Source organism: Aquimarina sp. 433, from assembly GCF_054054605.1.
Genome location: NZ_JBSWZK010000005.1, coordinates 406,427 through 431,163 on the forward strand (window position 1 = coordinate 406,427; position 24,737 = coordinate 431,163).

20 protein-coding genes are annotated in these 24,737 nt (G+C 33.5%); 15 read left to right on the plus strand and 5 right to left on the minus strand.

Going from position 1 to position 24,737, the window contains the following annotated elements; translation table 11 throughout:
• From ACWNT5_RS13105 to ACWNT5_RS13130, 6 genes are all read left to right on the plus strand, one after another.
• On the plus strand, window positions 1-987 hold the full coding sequence (locus ACWNT5_RS13105; RefSeq protein ID WP_299608031.1) for a glycosyltransferase: 987 nt from the start codon (window positions 1-3) through the stop codon (window positions 985-987).
• Entirely contained in the window at window positions 987-1,556 is a 570-nt protein-coding gene (locus tag ACWNT5_RS13110; RefSeq protein WP_299608034.1) for an L-threonylcarbamoyladenylate synthase, read from the plus strand. Before ACWNT5_RS13105 ends, ACWNT5_RS13110 begins: the two co-directional genes overlap by 1 nt.
• Before the next feature lie 103 nt (window positions 1,557-1,659).
• Window positions 1,660-3,084 (plus strand): CCA tRNA nucleotidyltransferase, encoded by a 1,425-nt coding sequence (locus ACWNT5_RS13115; protein WP_299608036.1) that lies wholly within the window; start codon window positions 1,660-1,662, stop codon window positions 3,082-3,084.
• A gap of 35 nt (window positions 3,085-3,119) precedes the next feature.
• Window positions 3,120-4,160, plus strand: coding sequence for a COX15/CtaA family protein (locus ACWNT5_RS13120; RefSeq protein WP_299608039.1), 1,041 nt, complete (start codon window positions 3,120-3,122; stop codon window positions 4,158-4,160).
• Between the two features lie 43 nt (window positions 4,161-4,203).
• Window positions 4,204-4,713: an IS1096 element passenger TnpR family protein gene (locus ACWNT5_RS13125; RefSeq protein WP_299608042.1), complete on the plus strand. Its 510-nt coding sequence runs from the start codon at window positions 4,204-4,206 to the stop codon at window positions 4,711-4,713.
• A gap of 12 nt (window positions 4,714-4,725) precedes the next feature.
• Window positions 4,726-5,784: a nucleoid-associated protein gene (locus ACWNT5_RS13130; RefSeq protein WP_299608045.1), complete on the plus strand. Its 1,059-nt coding sequence runs from the start codon at window positions 4,726-4,728 to the stop codon at window positions 5,782-5,784.
• 9 nt (window positions 5,785-5,793) lie between these two features.
• Here the strand turns inward: ACWNT5_RS13130 and ACWNT5_RS13135 are convergent, their stop codons facing one another.
• Complete coding sequence (locus ACWNT5_RS13135) at window positions 5,794-6,486, minus strand: hypothetical protein (RefSeq protein ID WP_456517577.1); 693 nt, start codon at window positions 6,484-6,486, stop codon at window positions 5,794-5,796.
• A gap of 243 nt (window positions 6,487-6,729) precedes the next feature.
• Here ACWNT5_RS13135 and ACWNT5_RS13140 point away from each other — a divergent pair, with 243 nt between their 5' ends.
• Together ACWNT5_RS13140 and ACWNT5_RS13145 are read left to right on the plus strand one after the other, a co-directional pair.
• Window positions 6,730-8,241 (plus strand): hypothetical protein, encoded by a 1,512-nt coding sequence (locus ACWNT5_RS13140; protein ID WP_456517578.1) that lies wholly within the window; start codon window positions 6,730-6,732, stop codon window positions 8,239-8,241.
• A gap of 154 nt (window positions 8,242-8,395) precedes the next feature.
• The gene (locus tag ACWNT5_RS13145) at window positions 8,396-10,141 is read left to right on the plus strand and encodes a hypothetical protein (protein ID WP_456517579.1); all 1,746 of its coding nucleotides are present in this window, start codon (window positions 8,396-8,398) and stop codon (window positions 10,139-10,141) included.
• 156 nt (window positions 10,142-10,297) lie between these two features.
• On the opposite strand, the gene ACWNT5_RS13150 is transcribed toward ACWNT5_RS13145, so the two are convergent.
• Window positions 10,298-11,365: a hypothetical protein gene (locus ACWNT5_RS13150; RefSeq protein ID WP_299608053.1), complete on the minus strand. Its 1,068-nt coding sequence runs from the start codon at window positions 11,363-11,365 to the stop codon at window positions 10,298-10,300.
• 163 nt (window positions 11,366-11,528) lie between these two features.
• Between ACWNT5_RS13150 and ACWNT5_RS13155 the strand changes: the two genes are divergently transcribed.
• The 5 genes from ACWNT5_RS13155 to uvrB all read left to right on the plus strand — a co-directional run bounded on the left by ACWNT5_RS13155 (window position 11,529) and on the right by uvrB (window position 21,419).
• Window positions 11,529-12,428 carry an ABC transporter ATP-binding protein gene (locus ACWNT5_RS13155; RefSeq protein ID WP_456517580.1) on the plus strand — a complete coding sequence of 300 codons (900 nt, stop codon included), beginning with the start codon at window positions 11,529-11,531 and terminating at the stop codon, window positions 12,426-12,428.
• Between the two features lie 4 nt (window positions 12,429-12,432).
• Complete coding sequence (locus tag ACWNT5_RS13160) at window positions 12,433-13,272, plus strand: ABC transporter permease (protein ID WP_299608058.1); 840 nt, start codon at window positions 12,433-12,435, stop codon at window positions 13,270-13,272.
• A 26-nt stretch (window positions 13,273-13,298) separates the two neighbouring features.
• Window positions 13,299-16,718 carry a T9SS type B sorting domain-containing protein gene (locus ACWNT5_RS13165; RefSeq protein ID WP_456517581.1) on the plus strand — a complete coding sequence of 1,140 codons (3,420 nt, stop codon included), beginning with the start codon at window positions 13,299-13,301 and terminating at the stop codon, window positions 16,716-16,718.
• A 127-nt stretch (window positions 16,719-16,845) separates the two neighbouring features.
• Window positions 16,846-19,332 (plus strand): T9SS type B sorting domain-containing protein, encoded by a 2,487-nt coding sequence (locus ACWNT5_RS13170; RefSeq protein ID WP_456517582.1) that lies wholly within the window; start codon window positions 16,846-16,848, stop codon window positions 19,330-19,332.
• A gap of 80 nt (window positions 19,333-19,412) precedes the next feature.
• Complete coding sequence (gene uvrB / locus ACWNT5_RS13175; RefSeq protein ID WP_456517583.1) at window positions 19,413-21,419, plus strand: excinuclease ABC subunit UvrB; 2,007 nt, start codon at window positions 19,413-19,415, stop codon at window positions 21,417-21,419.
• A gap of 59 nt (window positions 21,420-21,478) precedes the next feature.
• Here the strand turns inward: uvrB and ACWNT5_RS13180 are convergent, their stop codons facing one another.
• The 3 genes from ACWNT5_RS13180 to ACWNT5_RS13190 are packed head-to-tail and all read right to left on the minus strand — an operon-like array spanning window position 21,479 to window position 23,133.
• Window positions 21,479-21,898, minus strand: coding sequence for a hypothetical protein (locus tag ACWNT5_RS13180; protein WP_456517600.1), 420 nt, complete (start codon window positions 21,896-21,898; stop codon window positions 21,479-21,481).
• A complete protein-coding gene (locus ACWNT5_RS13185) occupies window positions 21,885-22,331 on the minus strand; it encodes a hypothetical protein (protein ID WP_456517584.1) in 447 nt (148 codons plus the stop codon). The genes ACWNT5_RS13180 and ACWNT5_RS13185 overlap by 14 nt, the downstream gene beginning before the upstream one ends.
• Entirely contained in the window at window positions 22,324-23,133 is an 810-nt protein-coding gene (locus ACWNT5_RS13190; RefSeq protein ID WP_299608075.1) for an RNA polymerase sigma factor, read from the minus strand. The genes ACWNT5_RS13185 and ACWNT5_RS13190 overlap by 8 nt, the downstream gene beginning before the upstream one ends.
• A 250-nt stretch (window positions 23,134-23,383) precedes the next feature.
• Between ACWNT5_RS13190 and ACWNT5_RS13195 the strand changes: the two genes are divergently transcribed.
• Window positions 23,384-23,737, plus strand: a complete 354-nt coding sequence (locus ACWNT5_RS13195) for a hypothetical protein (protein WP_299608078.1) — start codon at window positions 23,384-23,386, stop codon at window positions 23,735-23,737.
• Between the two features lie 121 nt (window positions 23,738-23,858).
• Window positions 23,859-24,674, plus strand: coding sequence for a LytR/AlgR family response regulator transcription factor (locus ACWNT5_RS13200; protein ID WP_456517585.1), 816 nt, complete (start codon window positions 23,859-23,861; stop codon window positions 24,672-24,674).
• Window positions 24,675-24,737: the final 63 nt, after the last annotated feature.

Genomic DNA, 24,737 nt, shown 5'->3' on the forward strand with positions numbered 1-24,737 from the left:
ATGAATATACTTATTGAAGATAAAACGGCAGTATTACCTGCTAAAAAATATGGTGGTACCGAACGAGTTATTTGGGGATTAGGAAAAGAACTTTCTAAATTAGGTCATAAAGTCTATTTTTTAGCAAAACAAGGGTCTAGCTCAGATTTTGCTACTGTTATTCACTATGACGAAGAAAAATCATTAGAAGAGCAAATCCCAAGTGATGTAGATGTAGTACATCTTTTCCATTCCTTAAACCAATCGGTTGGAAAACCATATATCTTTACTATGGAAGGCAATCCATCTCCAGATCAAACCTTAGATATCAACATGGTTTTTGTTTCTGGAAATCATGCAAAAAGATATGGATCTACTGCTTTTGTGTATAATGGTATTGATTGGGATGATTATCCTGATCCAATACTTGATAATGAAAGAACCTATCTTCATTTTCTTGCCAAAGCATCGTGGAAAGTAAAAAACTTATTTGGCACTGCAGATATCGCCTTAAAATCTGGTAATAAACTACATGTAATGGGTGGTGAACGTTGGACATTTAGAAATTTTAAAAGAGGATTAAAATATATCCTAAATAAAAATATCATCTTCCATGGAATGGTGGAAAATGACAAAAAGATGGAAGTTGCGCAGCGGTCTAAAGCCTTGGTTTTTCCTGTAGTTTGGCATGAACCTTTTGGAATAGCTATTACCGAAAGTATGTATGCAGGTTGTGCTGTTTTTGGTACCGAAAACGGTTCTCTACCAGAATTAATCACTCCCGAAGTTGGATATACTGGCAATAATTCTAATGACATCGCCAAAGCCATTAAAGAATTTGATTATAACCCAAAAAGATGCCATGAGTATGCGGTAAAGTATTTCAACTCTAAGATGATGACAGAATCTTATTTAAAACTATATGAAAAGGTAATTGCCGGCGAAACTATAAATAAAGAGATCCCTAAATACCTTGATAAAGAGAATATGGTTCCAAAATTTAATTAATGGAAAATCAAAAAATAGAAATAGAGAAAACAATAGAAATTCTTAAAAGAGGAGGACTTATTTTATATCCTACTGACACCGTTTGGGGAATTGGATGTGATGCAACCAATGCAGAAGCTGTGGATAAAATATATTCACTAAAGAAAAGAGCGGACAGCAAAGCTTTATTATGCTTAGTAAGTGATTTTAAAATGTTACAGCAATATGTAGAGGAAGTACCCGAAGTGGCTTATGACATTCTAAAATATGCTACAAAGGCCACTACAATTATTTATGATAGACCTTTACGAGTTGCTGAAAATCTAATCGCAAAAGATAATACACTTGGAATAAGAGTAGCGAGAGATCCATTTTGTAGTAAATTAATACGAAAGTTTAAAAGGCCTATTGTTTCTACATCAGCAAATATCAGTGGCAAACCGACTCCGAGAAACCTGCAAGAAATGAGTAAAGAGATTTTGGAAGGCGTTGACTATGTCGTAAATTTGCCTTTACAAAATAAAGATGCTAAACCTTCTTCTATTATAAAAATCGGTGGAGATAGTACCGTTAAAATTATAAGGAAATAAAGTTTCATCACCTTTGTATACCAGGTATATATAATAAGAACAATTGTTGATTTCGAGAATACCCTCGAAACTTTAAAATCTCGATTATCGAGTATATTGATTCATGTCGGAAGAGAATAATTACAAAGAAGCATTACAACATGCTGTTTTTAATACGATAACCCAAGCTGCATCCAATCTTGAATTAGACAGTTATGTCATTGGAGGGTTTGTAAGAGATTATATTTTACAACGAGGATCTGCAAAGGATATTGACATAGTAGCAGTTGGTAGTGGTATCGAACTAGCAAAAGAAGTTTCTAAATTACTTCCTAACCAACCCAAAATTCAAATCTTTAAGACCTACGGAACTGCCATGCTAAAAGCGGGAGATATAGAAGTTGAGTTTGTTGGTGCCCGAAAGGAATCTTATCGAGAAAATAGTAGAAATCCTATTGTAGAAAATGGAACGCTTCAAGATGATCAAAACAGGAGAGATTTTACGATCAATGCCTTGGCATTAAGTCTTTCTAGAGACAATTTTGGTAATATTTTAGATCCTTTTGATGGATTAGAAGATCTTCGATCCAAAATCATCAGAACACCATTAGATCCAGATATTACCTACTCTGATGATCCGCTAAGAATGATGCGTGCCATTAGATTTGCTACACAACTTAATTTCAAGATAGAAGAAAGATCTTTAAAAGCCATTACCAAGAATAAAGATCGTATTAAAATAATTACTAAAGAAAGAATTGTAGACGAGCTCCATAAAATCTTATTAAGTGAAAAACCGTCTATTGGGTTTTTACTTTTGGAAAAAACTGGATTACTGCCCTATATATTACCGGAATTAGTTGCGTTAAAAGGTATTGATGAAGTAGAAGGACAGAGACATAAAGATAACTTTTACCATACTTTAGAAGTAGTAGATAATATTGCAGAAAACACGGATGATCTTTGGTTACGCTGGGCAGCGCTATTACATGATATCGGAAAGGCTCCTACTAAGAGATTTAGTAAAAAAGTTGGATGGACTTTTCATGGTCATGAGTTTGTAGGCTCAAAAATGGTCTATAAACTATTTAAACGATTAAAAATGCCTCTGAATGATAAAATGAAATTTGTTCAGAAAATGGTTTTAATGAGCTCTCGACCAATTGTAATTGCATCAGATGTTACGGACTCTGCTGTTAGGAGATTAGTGTTTGATGCTGGCAACTATATCGAAGAATTAATGACGCTTTGCGAAGCCGATATTACAACTAAAAACCCGAAGCGTTTTAAAAAATATCATAACAATTTTAAAATTGTTCGTCAGAAAATGGTAGAGGTAGAAGAACGAGATCATATTCGAAATTTTCAGCCTCCAGTGAGTGGAGAAGAAATCATGAAAACTTTTGACATAAAACCTTCTAAAGAAATTGGAATTATAAAAGAAGCGATAAAAGAAGCCATATTAGAAGGAGATATCCCAAATGAACATGAAGCTGCATTTCAGTTTATGATAAAAAAAGGGGAAGAATTAGGGTTAAAAAGTTCTTAGCAACTTAAATCCTTTAAAACTTAGATTCTTAACACATGAAAAAATATTTTAGACCGCTTGTAGTTACGTCTGTAGTCCTTATCTATTTAATCATTATTGCAGGTGCTGTGGTAAGAATGACGGGTTCTGGAATGGGCTGTCCGGATTGGCCAAAATGCTTCGGATATTATATCCCTCCTACCGAAGAAAGTCAAATACAATGGAAACCCAATCATGAATATGAGGAAGGGTTTATTGTAATAGTAGATGAAGAATTAAGAATCGCCAATAAAGATTTTACATCTACATCAACATATGAAACTACCAATTGGGAACCCTATACAAAGCATGACTATGCTAAATTTAATGTATGGCATACTTGGATCGAATATATTAATAGACTGGTTACAGTAGTATCTGGAATCCCTATTCTTTTAATGTTTATTCTTTCGCTTTGGTTCTGGAAAGAAAAAAGAAAAATAACGCTGTATGCGGGACTCACCATTATAGCAATGGCATTTCAAGCTTGGTTAGGTAAAATAGTAGTAGATTCTAATCTTCTTCCGCTAAGAATTACAATACATATGTTAGTAGCATTTATAATACTAGCCATATTGCTATACATTTTATTTCTCACAAAAAAGGAGACTAAAACATTCAAAATCAGTTCAACTTTTAAGAATGTATTGTTTTTTTCTGCAGTGCTTACTTTAGTTCAGGTTGCTTTAGGTACTCAGGTAAGACAGTATGTGGATGAACAAATCAAAATTGTTGGTGAACTAGCAAAATCTCAATGGTTAGATCCACCTACAATGAACTTTTATATTCATCGATCATTTTCTATCCTTATCGTGTTGATTAACTTATGGCTGTTGTGGTATAATAACAAAATGCAACTTGGATTATCTAAATTAAATTGGGTCATTGCCTTTATCGGTTTAGAGGCGTTTACTGGAATTTTAATGTATTATTTTGATTTCCCTTTCCTTTCACAACCCTTACATTTAGTTATATCATCTTTACTATTTGGAGTTCAGTTTTATATCCTACTCGAAGTGTTTAAAAAAAAGGGATTGACGTCTGAAAATTTAAAATAGTCACTAACAAGTTTGTATCTTTGCAAATCCAAATTAAACAAGAATGGTTTACCGTTTCAGAATTATCCTAGATACAGAAGAAGACGTATTTAGAGATATCGAAATCGAACAAGACGCTACATTAGAGCAGTTTCATAATGTTATTAACCAATCCTTTGGTTTTGATGGCATGGAAATGGCCTCTTTTTATGTCAGTGATGAGCAATGGAATCAAGGAGAAGAGATATCTCTTTTTGATATGAGTGATGGTAATCAGCCAGTACGATTAATGAACGAAACAACATTAATCGATGTGGTACACGAGGCATCGCCTAGATTGATTTATGTCTATGACTTCTTAAGCATGTGGACATTTTTGGTTGAGCTTGCGGAAATTGCTGAATATGAAAACGGAAGAGAATATCCTAATGTAATGTTCGTACACGGACAAATACCAGATAATGCGCCCGATAAAGAGTTTAAAGCTGATGATTTAGACCAAGATGATGAAGGGGAAGGCTTTTTAGACCTTGATGATTACGATGAATTAGGTTTTGATGAACATTGGAATTGAAATTAAGAAAGTATGATCAATTTATATAGCACCCAAATTGAATCGTTATCGATTCACAAAATAGGTAACAAGAGCAGAAATGAAAACATATTTCTATCCGATGCTCCTTACACACTTAATGACGAGTTAACCGCTTTATTAAAGGAATACTTTTTTAAACCGTTTAGAGAAAAAGAGGAGAATTACTTTCAGTTTACCAATGAGGTAGATGTAGAATTTAATCCGCTATATAAAATCGTTACCGAAATATTCAATAACCCATCTTCGGCTCACGAAAAATCAAAGAGAATTGCTTCCCTTTTATATGAACAATCCCAACATCCGCATATCAAAAGTGGAGAAGTCTATGTAGTGTATTTAGAGAATCTTTCTATAGATAATGAAAAAACAAATGCCGTAGGGATTTTCAAGTCAGAATTGAAATATGATTTCCTTCAGTTTGCAGAGAAAGGAACGAATATAGAACTACTACATCAACAAGGTGTAAATCTAAATAAATTAGATAAAGGATGTTTAATTTTTAATCATAAACAAGAAGAAGGATATAAAATTCTTTCTGTTGATTCTAACCGTTATGACACAAAGTATTGGTTAGAACACTTCTTAGGAGTGGAAGCCTTTGCAGATGAAAATTTTTATACCAAGAAGTATATGAAATTCTGCCAGGATTTTGCTAAAGATGTAGTACTACCAGCAGAAGACAAAAAAGAAGAAGTGATGTTTATGAATCGTGCTGTAAATCACTTTGCCAAAAACGACACCTTCGAAGAATCTGCTTTTTTAAATGAAGTAATCGATAATCCGGATCTAATTCCCGAGTTTAAACATTACAAAACTGAAAAGGCTCCAAAATATCATATCGAAGATCTTACAGAATTTCCTATTGCTAATACTGCAGTTTCTGCAGCTAGGAAAAAGATCAAAAACACGATTAATTTAGATACCAACATCCAAATTAAAATGGATTTTATCAATCCAGAATCTGCAGAAAAATTTGTAGAAAAAGGTTGGGATGAAGAAAAGCAAATGTACTACTACCTGGTATACTTTAACAAAGAGCAAAAAGACTAACCAAACCGCTTACTTCTGACCAGTTAAGTTAAAAGTAAGATTTGAATTTATCTCAATAAGATTGCCACTGGGATTTAGTTTAAAAGTACTTAAATAGATTTTTTCAAAATCTTCATTCATCGGTTTAGGTTCTTCAATTATGCTATCTCCTACTTTTCTATTCTTATAATAAATCAAGGGAGTCAAAACAAGTGTAGAGTCTTGCATTTTGTGAGTACCCGTAGTTTTTGTCAAGAGCTTACCGTATGCACCATAATCTTCATAGGTAAATATATTGGCATGTAGATCTAATGCTGTGTACCCATTTGACTTTGTATGTAAAAAACTTTTTTTTAAATAATCATATCTTGGTTTGCTAGATACATTATGATAATATCGAGTTGGATCTGTTCTTTGTGGATTGTTTACACTATATCGAACTAATAAAGAATCTCCAATTGCCTGAAACTGTCCAGACCTATATGCTCTATGTTTAGACACATATACTATATTGTCAATCTTATAGATAAAATGTACGATTTGATCATGCTCACCTCCAATACCAGGCAATCTAGGAACTACTAATTTAGCTTGAAAAGCAACTGCTTTGACTGTCCCTGTTTTCTCAAAAGGATAAAAGGTAGGAAGCTCAAAATTATGATACATCCAAATAGAAGATACCAATAAAAACAAACCACCAAAAGCCCAAGGATTTATTTTCATAAAAATACACTTTACATATAAGTGACAATTAATGTTGTTTTGTTACAAAAAACACCGCTTCAATTCCTTTTAAAAACGAAACCCTAATCCATCCATTTTCTATACTTTTGCGCCTGATTTTTAACAAAAAAAGAAAAACTTAAATTTTTAGGGTAACATTTAGTAATCAAATGACACGTATATAAAAGCGCCATTTTTTTCAGAGTCTAAAATGCTGCAAATTAAAAATAAACAAAAAGAAACATGAGAAAAAATATTGCATTCATCATTCTAATTATTGGAGCTATTTATAGTTTAAAAGCTCAAACACAAACTCAAGATTTAAATATGGGATTACATCAGTTACAATTTCCAAGTGCAAATGGAGGTTTCAATAGAATCCATAGTTTTGGCGGCACATTTCCTGGGAAATGGTTATTTAAATCCAGATTTGACCATATTTATTTGGATGCTGGTGAAAATGAAAACAATAAATATTCTATTCTTTTCTTAAGTGGTGGTATCGAAAGAGCAAGATTAAATGGTGCAGGTAATTTTGGTATTGGAACTTCAAATCCTGTTGAAAAACTCCACGTAGAGGGGTCTTTGTTATTGGATGCTTATCAATTAGGGAATCAGAAAGGGCTTTTCTTTAGAGAAGGGTTTTCAACTTCTAATAAATATAACTTATCTATCTTAACATATGATGATGGAGATAATAGCCCAGACGCATTAGATATCAATGCCTATGATGGGATCTACTTTAATACAGGATCTAATAGCAGAAATCCAAGAATGACAATTAAAGGAAATGGTAATGTTGGTATAGGAACTACTAATCCAGAAGAGAAACTTCAAATAAAAGATTTAAATACTACACCTATCGTTAATATTACTGGTAAAGCTCCAAACACTGGAAATGATGAACTTGTTTCAGAAATACGCTTAAGTAATTTATATGATAATTTACCAGGCCATAGAGCTTCTATAAAAGCGATCTCTGATAAATCGGGTTCTCATGGAAATGTAGCATTCCAATTTAATACTAGCATTTGGAATGGTAATCATTCAGAGATCAACGCTCTGAGAATTGCTTCAAATGGTAATGTAGGAATTGGCACAACGAATCCAAACTCATCGTTACATATTCGTAATGCTAATGGAACAGGCTCTTTGATTGTACAAGGAAAACAAGATGCTACAGTTGGCAATAGTGCAGAAATCATCTTAAGTACCGAACATTCTACAGCCAATAATACTTCTGGAACTAATACTGGAAGAAAAGCAATTATCAAAGCTGTTGCAAATTCTAATTGGGGTCAAAATACACGATTAGGTTTTTACACATCCAGTGATATTAGTAGTTATCCCGTAGAAAGAATGACAGTTTCTCCAAATGGTAACGTTGGTATTGGAACAATTAATACTCAAGGATATAAATTAGGTGTAAAGGGTAAGATAGCCGCGGAAGAAGTAAAAGTTGCTCTTTATAATGACTGGCCAGATTACGTTTTTGAAGAGGATTATCATTTACCTTCACTACAAGAAGTAGAACACCACATCTCAGAAAAAGGACATTTAGAAAACATCCCTTCTGCAGCAGAAGTAGCTGAAAATGGTATCCAATTAGGAGAGATGAACAAAAAATTACTCGAAAAAATTGAACAGCTAACACTTTATATGATAGAACAGAATAAAAAGACAGAGCAGCTTATTAAGAAATCTGAAATGTTACAAGAGGAAATCAATCTTTTAAAACAACAAGTAAAACGCTAGAACAATGGTTTATGAAACATTAAAAAGTAAATGTTTTTTTTAGAAAATCCGAGTTTTCACGGTAACATTTAGTCTCCATATGACACATATCTAAAAGCATTATATTTTTTTTGGGATAGAAATATTTCAAATTAAAACCAATTAAAAATTAAACATGAGGAAAAATGTAATTTTACTAATAGGATTTGTAATGATATCATTTTGTGGTATGGCACAAATACCAACTAATCAAGGACATTATCTGGAAGACACAAATAGCGCTGGAGAGCTATATCGTGGACATCTAATTCAATGGAATAGACTTTCCTTAGGATTATGGAATGATGGCAATGCTTTTTCAATTGAAGACTTTTCAGAATTTAATACAACAAACACCTACAAAAATCTTTTTAGAGTTAACCTAAACGGTAATGTTGGAATAGGAACAACTAATCCAGATGCAAAACTTAGCATCTATTTACCTAATGGTACAGCATCTTATCCAACAGCTTCCAGTAGTGGAGATCTATTTTTTAAATCACGAAGCTCTAATAGTGGAATGGAATTCGGTAATTCAATTGGATTTAACGATAGAAAAGCGTGGATAATCGCTCGACATTCTGATGTTGCTAGTTATGGAAAATACTATTCTACACTACATTTACAACCTGATGTTGGTGATAAATCGCAGTATAGAGGAGTAAGTATTGGTTATGATGCATCTACACAATTACCTGTTAATACGCATTTAGCAGTATCGGGTAATGTAGGAATAGGAACTACGAGTCCTTCAGCAGAACTTGAAGTGAAATCAGAAGTAAATAATAATGCAGAAATTCATCTAAATTCTTTTACAGATGGAAAACCTTCCATTTTGCGTTTTCAAGATGCGGGTAAAAGCAGTTGGGGGTTTCTTTCTAACTATCCCACAATTGGAAAATTTAGTTTATATAACTATAATAATAATTCTAATGCTATTGTATTAAACACCAATGGTAATGTAGGAATTGGCACCACTAATCCAAGTCAAAAATTACACGTTCAATTTACTGGTGAAGGAGGTATATCTGCCAAATCAATAAGTAATGGAACTTATGGCGCAGCAAACATTATTGTAGATCCTGCTACTAATTTCCCAGGACGATTTTTATTTAGAGAAAATGGAGAAAACAAAGCATGGATTGACCATTTCGGAGGTAAGTTAAATATTAGAAATAGCTCTAACAATCCATTCTTAACCGTATTGATGACCAATGGTAACGTAGGTATAGGAACAACGAATCCAAATTCATCATTACATATCCGTAATGCGAATGGGACAGGTTCTCTAATTGTACAAGGAAAACAAGATGCTACAGTTGGCAATAGTGCAGAAATTATTTTAAGCACTGAACATTCTACCGCCAATAATACTTCTGGAACTCAAGCAGGAAGAAAAGCTATCATCAAAGCTATCGCAAATTCAGGTTGGGGAAGTAACACGAGATTAGGTTTTTTTACCTCTAATAATACTAATAATTATCCAGTAGAAAGAATGACCGTTTCTAATAATGGTAATGTTGGTATTGGAACATACACTCCTGATGCTAAATTAGCTGTAAACGGTAATATTCATACTCAAGAAGTAAAAGTAGATCTAGTAGGCTGGCCAGATTATGTCTTTGAAGAAGACTACAATTTGCCTACACTACAAGAAGTAGAACAACATATATCAGAAAAAGGACACTTAAAAAACATCCCTTCTGCAGCAGAAGTAGCTCAAAATGGTATCCAATTAGGAGAAATGAACAAAAAATTACTCGAAAAAATCGAACAGCTAACACTTTACATGATTGAACAGAACAAGAAGACGGACTTTCTCCTAAAAGAGGTAGAAACACTTAAAAAGAAAAATACTGCGCTAGAAGCTAGACTAAAATAGTCTGAGGCCAGATGTTGGATATCCGATGTCAGGAGTGTAATACATAATTAGACTTCTGACATCCGTCTTCTGACTTCAAAAATCTAGTAACAAACATCCGATATAATACTTCCGACTTCAAACTTCTATTACCTAACACTGGAAGTACGAACTCCATCACCTTTCCAACAATCGATTCATATTTACATTTTCATAATTTCTTCTTACAAAATCCAATGCAGTTTTCAGTACTTCGCCCATGGATTTACTTCTACGAAATTTTAGATCCAGTGTAAAATTATAAAGATGTTCTCGTAGTTCTTTTAAATGTTCTTCAGTAGAAATCGTATCAGCACACATACAAGCAATTAACGTTTCATAACGAGATCTGGAATTGAGTATCCTTTTTGCCAAAACAGAACGTTCTTCTTTCTTATATTGTTCAATTGAATTTGGTTGTAATCTATTTAAAACGATATCCACCATATCAAAGTTTTCTTTAAAGAATTGTGGTTGATATACTTTTAATTTCCCTTCAAAACATTGTTGATCAAAATCTATGGCTCGTATGCGATACTGCACATGATCAAAATCATGAATTGGGATAATCACATAATTATAAGAACGCATATCCCCCAATAAACGCATTTGACAACGTTCATTAAACTTTACAAATTCCTTGGCAATTTGTGCTTTTGCCTGGTCACTTAGGTCTGGCAAGAAATCTTTGATAAACACATCACCAGGAATGCCTGCAATATGCTCTTCGATCAATGTGTTTTTATATACCAAAAAATTAATCCTATTTGGTGAGAACATATGCTCTAATTCCAACCCATAAATACGAGATGCATCTGCCTTTTTTACATAAATGTACGTATAGTTATCATTTAATATATTTCGAACTCGTACTCTAAATGGTTTAGAATTTCCAAACGTACAATAATCAATCGCATCAATATTTAAAAACTCAATCGCATCCTCATTACCGTCAGAATGTAAGATGGTGTATACTTTTTTTAGGCTAGATTCAATCTCTGGTCGCTCATGTTCTTCATAATATACACGCACCCATAAAGTATCTTCATCATTGTTATCATACACTACAATCGAACCTGAAAACCGCAATAAATCATCATAAAATACTGGGATTTTTATCTTACGATTACATTCCTTTAAATAACTATCTAAACTATCATTGATCGGATAGGTAGGTTTTTTTTTAGACATCAATTTCTCATCCATACGCAACTACTTTCTAGTGGCAATTTACAAAAGAAACGCACTTCAACAACCTTATTCCAATATTCATTGTAAAAACCTTTAAAGTCTAAGATTCCATTTTTTATTGTAACAAAATCTTAGTGTAGTCGTCTAGTTTAATATAACCACCAAAAAATAATCACAATTGGAAACCATTTTAACCTTGAAGAATCTTACCAAAAGATTCGGAAGTATAACAGCCGTTAACGATCTTTCCTTTACGATAAAAAAAGGAAACGTATACGGTATTTTAGGACCTAATGGAAGCGGTAAATCCACTACCCTAGGTATTGTTCTTAATGTAGTAAATAGAAGTTCGGGAGACTTTACTTGGTTCGATGGATCTACATCTACCCATGAAGCCTTAAAAAAGGTAGGAGCTATAATCGAGCGTCCAAATTTCTATCCTTACATGACAGCAGCACAAAATCTAAAACTAGTATGTCAGATCAAGGGGGTTTCAACAAATAAAATCGAAGAAAAACTGGAATTAGTAGGTCTTTTGGACCGTAAGGATAGTAAGTTCAGAACGTTTTCTTTGGGTATGAAACAAAGATTAGCGATTGCTTCTGCTTTATTAAACGATCCTGAGATTCTAATACTTGATGAACCTACTAATGGACTAGATCCACAAGGAATTCATCAGATCAGAGAAATCATAAAAGTTATCGCTTCACAGGGAACTACCATTTTATTAGCTTCTCACCTATTAGATGAAGTGGAAAAAGTATGTAGCCATGTAGTTATTATTCGAAAAGGAGTAAAACTATATTCTGGTCCCGTAGATGAAATGAACGCTAGTCATGGTTTCTTCGAATTAAATAGTAATCAAAACAGTGTGCTCATTAAGTGGTTATCAGAGCAAGATATTTTTGGAAACGTAAAAGAGGAAGACGACAAAATTGTTGCATTCCTAAATAGAGAATTGGATGCTGAAAGTCTGAATAAGCAATTGCACCAAGCTGGAATTACGTTAACACATCTTGTAAAACGAAAAGAAAGTTTAGAAGAACAATTCTTACAATTAACCAACAATTTAAACTAAAGCCATGTTACGACTACTCAATATAGAATTTCAAAAATTACGATACAATAAGTCGGCGAAGGTGTTGACGATCACATATTTTGTTTTAATCTTATTAATTTCTCTAATTGCTTCCTATGAATTTAGTTTTGGTGGAGTTAATTTTAGATTAGCAGATCAAGGAATTTTTAACTTTCCTTATATCTGGCACTTCAATTCTTGGATTGCTGCTTGGTTAAAATTATTCTTAGCTATTGTTATCGTTTCCATAATGGCCAATGAATACTCTAACAGAACTTTAAAACAAAATTTAATAGATGGATTAAGCAAAAAAGAGTTTTTAGCTTCTAAATTTCTTACAGTAGTTCTATTTTCTTTGGTCTCCACGATATTCTTATTCCTAGTTTCTCTTATACTTGGATTAGTATTTTCAGACTATAACGAAGTATCTATTATATTTTCTGATTTAGAATTTATTTTCGCGTATTTCCTAAAGCTAGTAGGTTTCTTTTCTTTCTGTATGTTTTTAGGAATTCTCATTAAACGCTCTGCATTTGCTTTAGGGTTTTTAATTTTCTGGCAACTTATCGAAGGGGCTTTTAGATTGTTTTCTGGTTTGATAAAATGGAAATTCGATTCAGACATCATTGATAAAATAATACCATTTTTACCTTTGGATAGTATGTCTAATTTGATCAATGAACCTATAACAAGATTAAATTTCATACAATCAGCAGCGAATCAACTAGGTGAAAACTTCCAAAGAGACTATGCTGTACACTGGTATGAGATACTAATCGTATTAGTTTGGACAGCAATATTTGTGAGACTTTCGTATTATCTTCTTAAAAAGAGAGATTTATAATATATTTGAGTTTTCGAACTCAATTCATGAAACAAGTAATTTTTGTTCTATTATTATTTGCTAGCTTCTCCGTTTTTGGACAAGGAGAAGCTAACAATTGGTATTTTGGACAAAATGCGGGGATAAATTTTAGTACAACACCTCCCACTCCACTTACGAATGGTAGAGTAAATACTTTAGAAGGTTGCACGACAATTTCTGATGCAACTGGAGACCTTCTTTTCTACACAGATGGATCTACCATCTTTACCAGAAATCATGTTCCAATGCAAAATGGTACAGATTTAAGAGGAGATACCTCCAGTACATCCTCGGCTCTTATTGTTCCACAGCCAAATACTCCAAATATTTACATTGTTTTTACGGTAGATGAACCTCATCATTTCAATGCTGATAATGATAGTAGTACTTCCGATGGTGATGGTGTAAATGACGGACTCTTGTATTCGGTAGTTGATATGTCTCTAGACGGTGGAAATGGAGCGGTCGTTTCTGGACAAAAAAACCTTCCATTAATAACATACAATACATCGGACACCAGAGAAAGCCTATATAAATGTTCCGAAAAAATTACTGCAGTTAAAAGTGATGATTGCGATTCATTTTGGGTAATCACTCATTTTATAGATACCTATTATGCGTTTAGTGTAGATCAAACTGGAGTAAATACTACTCCCGTTACTTCGCAAGTAGGAGTAATTGTTCCTATCTCAGGATATAGACGTAATGCTTTGGGGTATCTCAAAGCCTCGCCAGAAGGAGATAAACTTGCAGTTGTACACTTTGGTTTATCAAGAATCACAGGAGGCGATGGCCCTGGAAAAGTGTTGTTTTATGATTTTGATAGTAGTACCGGAATTGTGAGCAATGAGGTGGAATTATATGACGGAGATGCGCCGTATGGTATTGAATTTTCTCAAAGTGGACAACGTTTGTATACAACAGTCGGATTAGGCATAGGTGGTTTTGGAGATGGATTTCTAATGCAGTTCGATTTAACCTTACCTAATGATCAAATTGCCGCCAGTGGTACTAGGATTATAAACGAAAATGGTCAAGAAACTTCCAATTTTAGCGCTGGTGCGTTACAATTAGGACCTGACGGAAAGATATACAGAGCTTTATATGATTTTGACTCAGGAGTTGGAAACTATCTTGGTGTTATCGAGAATCCCGAAGAAATAGCCGCAAATATTACCTACAGAGATCAAGGATTATTAATAAATATTGATGGAAATAGAGGATCTAGAATAGGACTACCTCCATTCATTCAATCAATTTTTGCCCAAACGATTGATATCATAAATAGTGGTGATCCTAACAACGTAAATCTTATGTTGTGTGATGGTGACACCTATAGATTAGCTCATCAAGATATTCCAACAGCCACTTACACTTGGTTTGTAGATGATGTTCAAATTACAAATAATACATTTTTCTTAGATATAACTACTGCTGGAAATTACAGATTAGAAGTTGATCTTAATGATGGAAGTTGTCCACTAGTAGGAGTTGCAAATGTTACGTTTTTCGAAGTTCCTATGATAGCAGCTATCCCAGCAACAGAAATGATTTGTGATGACAATAACGATGGATTAACAGAAATAGATTTATCAACTTACACTTCTACAGTACTTGGAACTCAAGATCCTACTCAATTTCAAGTTCGCTACTTTCGAACAATAGCAGATGCTGATGCTAATAATAATGAATTACCACAAAACTTTATTACAGAGAATAATCCACAAACCATCGCTATCAGAATAGAAAATGTGGATAATATAAATTGTTATAACACAGCGAGCTTTCTCATAGAAGTTTTTGATACTCCAACCGCATTTCCTACAAATTCAGTTGTTTCCTGTGATAATGCTGATGATGGAAATGATACCAATGGAATGATTACTTATGATTTAACTACAGCCAATAATGATATCTATGGAAGTCAAAGTACTGCTGATTTCAACTTAAGTTACCATAATACATTAGTAGATGCAGAAAACAATACAAATCCCATAGTTGACCCAACAAATGCAGTATTGTCTAACACCATGCCTGCAGTGTATGCTAGGTTAGAAAACAATTTAAATACGGATTGTTTTGATACTCTGGAGATTCCAGTTACCATTAATTTATTGCCTGTTGCCAATAATACTTCTTTATCTCAATGTGATGAATATTTAAATACAAATGATGGTATTACTTTATTCAACCTGAACGAAGCAATAGATCAAATTACAGAAGGAGCTCCGGATCGTTCTGTTCTATTTTTTGAAGATATGGGTTCTGCGGATGTAGGCACATCATCTATTACTAATACGAATACATATCAAAATACCACTGCAAATCAGCAATTATTCGTTAGAGTAATTGATGATATAACAGGATGTTTTAGGATCTCTACCTTAGATTTATTAGTAAGTACTACTTCGGCAAATGATGCCATATTAAACGTCTGTGATGATGATGGTATTGAGGATGGATTCAGAGAATTTGATCTAACAGAAGCTGACATACAAGTACTATCTGGAATAGGAAATCCAAATCTATCCGTAGCGTACTATGAAACTATTGAAAATGCTCTCAGTGAAACAAACTCAATAGTCGTATATACAAATACAACTTCTGGAACTCAAGGCCAAGATATTATCTATGCCAGAGTAGAAGATAATTTAAATCAGTGTTTTGGTATTAATGAGGTAGCCCTTTTTGTCAATCCGTTACCAGATATAGAAGAATTAGCCGAAGCCTTTTTGTGTGAAGGAACAATCATTACTATTGGCTCTGGATTAGACTCTGGAAATCCAAATGATTTCAATTATTCATGGTCTCCAAATGGAGAAACCAGCGAGACTATAAGTGTATCGCAAGCAGGAACTTATCTGCTTACTATGACAAGTCAACTTACAGGATGCTCTAAAGATCGAACCATAACCGTAACATCATCTTCGCCAGCAACTATAATACAGCCTATCGAAATTAATGATGCCTCAGACAATAATACGGTGACCATTAATGTATCAGGCTCTGGAGATTATGAATATGCTATTGCTTTTAATGGGAGTAGTATCAGAACATATCAGGATAGCTCAACCTTTACGGATGTTCCTCCTGGATTTCACACGGTTTATGTCCGAGATAAAAATGGATGTGGACCTGAAGCTACTCAGGATATTTCTGTAGTTGGATTTCCTAAATATTTTACTCCTAATGGAGATGGGTTTCATGAAACCTGGAATGTAAAAGGTATTTCGGCTCAAGTACTAGGCAATTCTATTATTTATATTTTCGATAGAAGTGGAAAACTCCTAAAACAATTGGTCCCTTCTGGTAATGGCTGGGATGGTACTTATAGTGGTGCTAAAATGCCTTCTAGTGAATATTGGTTCCGTGTAGAACTTCAAGATGGTCGTATAAGAACTGGTAGTTTTTCTCTAATAAGATAATTACAACAATTTATCCCCGCTAGACATTTTTAAACAATCTGAATCATACAATTATCGTATATTTTTTTAACCTAAAGCAATTCCGCAGATGAGTTCTTAGTATATTCGCGGGGTAACTAAAACTTTGATGAAAAAGATTTTACTTTTTGGCTTTGTATTCTTAATATCATTTTTTAAAGGTAATGCGCAAAATGAACCTACTGACTGTGTTAATAGTATCATTGTTTGTGGTAATACAAATTTAGAGTTAAACTCTAATGGTGTGGGTACAAATGATTTTGCATCACCTAATAGCAATCCTCCAGATTGCTCATTTTCCGAAAGTCAAAGTTTATGGATTAGGGTTAATATTGTACAATCTGGTACCTTAGCTTTTACCATTACACCAGAAGCAACTAGTCCTGAAGAAGATTATGATTTTGCTGTTTATGGCCCAAATGTAACCTGTGATGCGTTAGGTAGCTCAATACGATGTTCTTCTACGAATCCTCCAGCAGCGGGAGTATCCACTCTTACTGGTCTTAACGATACAGAAACAGATCTGAGTGAAGGGCCTGGAAGCGATGGAAATGGTTTTGTTAGATCTATCGATGCGCTAGCAGGAGAAGAATATTATATTTTGATTGATAACTTTTCTCAAAATGGTGGTTTTGATTTGGAGTTTACAGGAACAGCCGTATTACCAGATTCTCCGATTAACACTGCGGATACTGGAACTCCTGTGAACTTGGACCTAACAGAGTGTGATGTTGTTTCTGATCCAGATGATGGTCAGACCAACTTTGATTTAGAAAGTAACACAGCTGCAATATTAGGAACTCAAACAAATACTGTAATTACATATCATAGTACGGAAGAAGACGCTAGTTTAGGTAATAATCCTCTAAGCAGTCCTTATTTAAGTATACAAAACAATCAAACAATTTATGTACGAATCGAAAATACAATAACGGAGTGTTTCATAATAGATACTTTCTTATTAATCGCTAATCCTGGTCCAGCAATACGTACTCCAAGTAACTTTACCGTATGTGATAATATGAATGACGGAGATGATTCCAATGGTTTTTCTGACTTTTTATTAAGCACTAAAGATGTTGAAATTCTTAATGGTCTAAACCCTTCAAATTATACTGTTTCCTATCACCTATCGCAATCCGATGCTGATACAGCTATGAATGTGATTGATAAAACAATTTCATATATAAACACCTCAAATCCTCAAACTATTTATGCTCGAGTACAAGAAAACGGATCAACTTCTTGTTTCCGTACCGTAAGTTTTGAGCTTGAAGTCGACCCTTTACCGATAGCGAACACCTCATCACTAATACAATGTGATGAATATAACGATCCTACCGATGGGATTACCTTATTCAACCTTACAGAAGCGATAAATTCTATAACTGGTGGAATCGCTGATCGTTCTGTTCTTTTTTTTGAAGATCTAAACTCAGCAAATAATGGTTCTCCCTCTATCACGAACATAACCAATTATCAAAATACGATTCCGAATCAACAATTATATGCGCGTGTTATCGACAATACTAATAGTTGTTTTAAAGTGACTACTTTAGATCTATTAGTAAGTGTCACCTCTGCCAATAACGCATCACTAGCCCAATGTGATGATGATGGTGTTGAAGATGGTTTTAGTGAATTTGATCTAACACAAGCAGATAGTCAAATACTATCTGGAATCGGGAACCCAAACCTTTCTGTAGCATACTACGAAACTATCGAAAACGCCCTTAGTGAAAATGATGCTATCACTTTTTATACTAACGTAACATCTGGAACGCAAGGTCAAGATATCATCTACGCTAGAATAGAGGACAATTTAAATCAGTGTTTTGGTATTAACGAAGTAGCTCTTTTTGTCAATCCATTACCTGATATAGAAGAACAAGAAAATGTGATTATATGTCCAAATCAAAGCGTATCTATTAATGCTGGTATCCAACCTGGAATTAACCCTAATGATTTTAATTATTTATGGTCTACTGGTGAAACCTCTGAAACTATTAGCATAATGCAAGAAGGAACTTATGAAGTCCTGGTAACTAATCGCATAACAAATTGTGCTAAAATGAGAACCGTAACAGTTTCTCTTTCTACACCTGCAACTATTATCCAACCTATAGAAATTAATGATGCTTCAGATAATAATACGATAACCATCAATGTATCTGGATCTGGGGATTATGAATATGCTATTGCTTTTAACGGGAGTAGTATCAGAACATATCAGGATAGTCCAACTTTTATAGATGTTCCGCCCGGTTTTCATACGGTTTATGTTCGAGATAAAAATGGATGTGGTCCTGAAGCTACTCAGGATATTTCTGTAGTTGGATTTCCTAAATACTTTACTCCTAATGGAGATGGGTTTCATGAAACCTGGAATGTAAAAGGTATTTCTGCGCAGGTACTTGGAAATTCTATCATATATATTTTTGATAGAAGCGGTAAACTTCTAAAGCAGCTAGTCCCTTCTGGTAATGGATGGGATGGAACTTACAGTGGTGCTTTAATGCCCTCTAGTGAATATTGGTATCGGGTAGAATTAGATGATGGAAGGGTGAGAACTGGAAGCTTTTCTCTCATACGATAAACTTTCCCTAAAACTTATACTCTATTTGAGAAATCATAGTAGTATTCTGTATCTTTATTCAGAAAAGATAGGCCTATATAATGAAGTTCGAACTTACATCTGAATTTAGTCCAACCGGAGATCAACCGGAAGCTATAAAACAACTTGCTAATGCTATTAAAGCAGGGGAAAGATATCAAACACTTTTAGGAGTTACTGGTTCTGGTAAAACGTTTACAGCAGCAAACGTAGTAGCAGAAGTACAACGTCCTACCTTGGTACTAGCGCATAACAAAACCCTAGCAGCACAATTATATTCTGAGTTTAAACAATTCTTTCCCGAAAATGCTATTGAATATTTCGTTTCGTATTACGATTATTACCAACCAGAAGCTTACATCCCTACCACTGGAACGTATATAGAAAAAGATTTATCTATTAATGATGAAATTGAAAAACTACGTTTAAGCGCTACCTCCTCCTTACTTTCAGGAAGAAGAGATGTACTCGTTGTGGCCTCTGTTTCTTGTTTATATGGTATTGGAAATCCTATAGAATTTCAGAAAAACGTAATATCTATTCAGCAAGGGCAATTTGTTTCTAGAACAGCATTACTACATAAATTAGTACAAAGTTTATATTCCAGAACGGAAGGAGAGTTTTTACATGGAAATTTCAGGATAAAAGGAGATACCGTAGATATTTATCCAAGCTATGCCGATGATGCCTTTAGAGTACATTTCTTTGGAGATGAGATCGAAGAAATTGAAGCCTTTGATGTACAAACTAATGAAATCATTGAAAAATATGACCGTCTAAATATTTATCCAGCAAATATGTTCGTTACTTCTCCTGAGGTATTACATGGTGCTATTGATCAAATAGCCTTAGACCTTGGAAAACAAGTAGAATACTTTAAAGAAATAGGAAAATTTCTAGAAGCCAAAAGGCTGGAAGAACGTACTAATTTTGATTTAGAAATGATCAAAGAGTTAGGGTATTGTTCGGGAATAGAGAATTACTCCAGATATTTAGACGGAAGAGATCCAGGAACAAGACCTTTCTGTTTGTTAGACTATTTTCCTGATGATTATTTAATGATTGTAGATGAAAGTCATGTAACTATTCCGCAAACACATGCGATGTATGGTGGTGATCGATCCAGAAAAGAGAATCTGGTAGAGTATGGTTTTAGACTTCCTGCAGCCATGGATAACAGACCATTAAAATTCGAAGAATTTGAGGCACTACAAAATCAAATAATATACATAAGTGCAACGCCTGCTGATTATGAATTACAAAAAAGCGAGGGAACCTATGTGGAACAAATTATTAGACCTACCGGATTACTGGATCCTATTATCGAAGTACGACCAAGCCTAAATCAAATCGACGATTTGATAGAAGAAATGCAAAAACGTATTGAAGTCGATGAACGTATCTTAGTGACTACCTTAACGAAAAGAATGGCAGAAGAATTAACGAAATATCTAACAAGAATAGATATTCGTTGTCGATATATTCATAGTGATGTAGACACACTAGAGCGCGTAGAAATTATGCAAGATCTGCGCAAAGGTCTTTTTGATGTACTTATTGGTGTAAACCTATTAAGAGAAGGATTAGATTTACCCGAAGTATCATTAGTAGCAATACTAGATGCTGATAAAGAAGGGTTTTTAAGAAATAATAGATCTCTTACACAAACCATAGGAAGAGCTGCAAGAAATGTAAATGGATTGGCGATCATGTATGCGGATAAGATTACACAAAGTATGCAAGAAACCATTGATCAAACTAATTATCGACGAGAAAAGCAAATAGCTTACAATACAAAACACGGAATTACCCCAAAAGCAATTAAAAAGTCGTTGGATAATGCATTAGCTGGGAAAAAAGTAGAGCCTTATCAATTCGAAACTGCTCCAACATTAAAAGCTGCAGAAGAAGAAACTGCTTATTTCACAAAAGAACAACTAGAAACTCGTATTCGAAATGTTCGGAAAGAGATGGAAAAAGCTGCAAAAGAGTTAGATTTTATGACAGCAGCAAGACTAAGGGATGAAATTAAAATGTTGCAAGAAAAAATACAGAATCAAAAAGTTTAATGGAAAAATAACGGAAGGATACAGTGACCTATTTATTGATATGCATTTCTTTGTAATTTTTATGCAAAAGAAAATATAAGATCATCAGTAATACTGATTTTGGCTTCTCCTCCTTTTGTATACTCAATTTCAAAACCTTCATCTTCGATCTTAGAAATCCACTGCTCATAGTTTTTTGATTTTATCAGTTTTTTGTCATTTCGTACGACTCGCCAAAAAGGAGTTTTTAGATCTGTAACCAACAATGTATGTCGTTCTGCTATTTTTTTAATCGCATTACCTGTTCTCATTGGACAAGTAACATCTGTACCTTCAACCTTAGCTAAGTGAGATGCGATCTTTTGAATCGTTGTCACTTTTCCAACCGGAATTTGTTCAATCAATTCTTCAATAGCAGTTACTGAAGGATGAAGCATTGTTCCTTTTCCGAAGTATTTTTCCATAGCTACTGGAATATTGACAATTTTAGACTTTTGCATACTCGTATTTTTTATAAAGTTTAGAAGCTATAAAATTTGCAATGAGCAACTCTACGAAACTCAATGGTAAAGTGATCAAAAGTATGGACCAATCAGAATATCCCATATTGGCAGCGCCAACCCAAAAAAGCACAAAGAAAAACACCCATGACACTAATGCCGAAGAAATAACCGAACGATTCGTATTTCCAAATCGCTGACTATATAGCCAAAATGTAAATACTATCATCGCCGTTAAGACTGTATCCCATATTCCCCAAATACCAAAAATCATCCAATTCATATCTGCAATAGATTCAGAATTATTCCAATAGGATTTTACTCGTGGCATGACTAGTACAAAGTATCTAAATACTTCAGAAATATGAATCCAAATACTGGTAAGTACTACTACAAAAACGAACGTCTTTAGATCAAAACCTTGTTTATTCATGAGATAAAATAGCTTTAATGTTTTTAAAAATAATATCTGGTGCAGTAAACGAAGGCACGGAACGATATACCGCAATTGATTTTTCCACTTGATCGATCTTTTCTATCAGGTCAATACTCCTTTTACTAAGTTCAGCAAATCGTAATCTGTTAGGTTCAATAATGTTTTGATCTACCAAAAAATCAATTTTCTTCACACACCTACAAGGATTATTGCTATTCACCAAACCACATTTTTTTTTCAGAAAATTTCTAATTTTCATTCTAGAACGCGATAATTTTTTTCTAAAGTTTTCGGGAGTAATATTTACAATAGCAGCTCCTTCCTTACTATTAAATTCTAGAATATCAGACAGGATATAAATGATCCTATCTATAGGTTTTAAGCACAATAGTAACCCTTGCGTACAACTTACTTTTACTTCTTCTTCTAGCAACTTCAATTCTCCATCATTAGAAGCATAAGATACACGATCAGAATGTCCGGAATCAATCAATACTTCGTAGTCGGCAAAAGGCATTGGAAACTCTTTGGCTTTCTTTTGCTTTTGAGTTAATAAATAATTAGTAGCGATACGATATACCCAAGTAGAAAATTTACTCTTATGGTTAAATGTACTCAAATGAGTGATTACTTTTACCAATATTTCCTGAGTAGCATCTTTTGCATCTTCAGGAAATAATAACATCTTCAGAGAAAGATTATACACATAATCTTTAATTGTCAATACTATTTTTTCCAAAGATTCCTGATCTCCAGTATTTGCACGACGCACTAATGTTTCTAAAGTTTCTTGATCCATACTATTATATTAGACAAAATAACCTGAATAAGTGTGACATAGGATGGAAAAAATTATGCATTTATTCTATATTCACTATGAGTTCTAACAAATTATCTATCTATAGTTTTCTATCCATCACTGTTAAAAAGTACAATTCTTAGTCTTTTTTTTGTAGCATGAAAACATTGATTATAAAAGACCTTTGTGATGTAATTAGTCACAACAATTGTGATACAACTTATATCAATAATCATTAAAATCAAGAACTATGAAATTTGTAACCAAAAGAATACACGCTTTCTTAGATTATCCTGTTGCTATTGCATTAATGGCGCTCCCATTTTTATTAAACCTAGGTCAATCGAACCCTTTAGCTTTATGGCTTTCTGTTACTACTGGTATGGCTGCATTATTACTGACCATATTAACTGATCATCATTTAGGTATCATTAAAGTGATTCCTTATAAAGGACATTTATTAGTAGACTTTCTTGTAGCTATTGTATTTATTATAGCTCCTTTTATTTTTTCCTTTAAAGGTATTGATGCCTATTATTACTGGATTAATGGAGCTGCTGTACTTACTGTGGTAAGTTTACACAAATCCGAACTAGCTATTTAATATAGGTCAAGAACGAATATTGTTCATCATTGTGGAGATAAATTGTAGTACAATACTAACGTTTGTCTCCACTTTTTGTATAAATTAGAATCGTACTTTTAAGAAAGTAGATAAATTTATAATGACCGCTACTCCATTTCAATTAAAAAAAGCAAATCGTTTCATTCCCCATATTTTATTAGTTGGGATCGGAATTGGCACTGCCAATTATATAATGAATGGTTCTCTAAATTGGATACAATGGTGCATCCAATCACTATCTACAAGTCTTATTATCGGTTATACGCTGGTAGCTATTGGATTGAATAAATCATGGTTCACAACACTATTCACTTCAAAAGTCAAAATGTATATCGTTGTTACAATAATATTCTTCTTACTAGGAATATTGGCTACAGAAATAGAGCATTTGATCCGATCGCTGATTTTTAAGAGCCAACAATTTCGTCCATTTTCATCCGGAAAAATGTACTGTTTTAACGGTATTATTTCTTTACTATTAGGATTTAGTTTTTTTCAAAACCAGGTTTTAAAAAATAAAACCACCAAATCTACACTGGTTGAAGATAAAAAAGAGCCGACAATAACAGAACATACATCCAATATTACGAGTGTTCCTGTAAAGCAAGGTGAAAATATTCTTCTCATACCTATTGATAGTATTGTTTATTTTGAAGCTTTTGACAACTATTCTTTTGTATATAATGATAAAGGTGAAAAAAAACTATGCGACTATTCCTTATTATTTCTAGAAAAACGATTGGATAAAAATTTTTCGAGAGTCCATAGAAAATATATTGTCAATAAAACGTATATCAAAAAAATAACACCTCATCTAAATGGTCGTTATATTATTGCTTTTACCATAAATTTAGAAGCTATTACCAGCAGTAAGAGCTATATTGATACGATTCGGAAGCTTATAAAAATCGAGTAATCTTACATATTAAATAAAAAGTAATTTGAAGACTTCCATACAGATTGCATGGAATGTCATTCA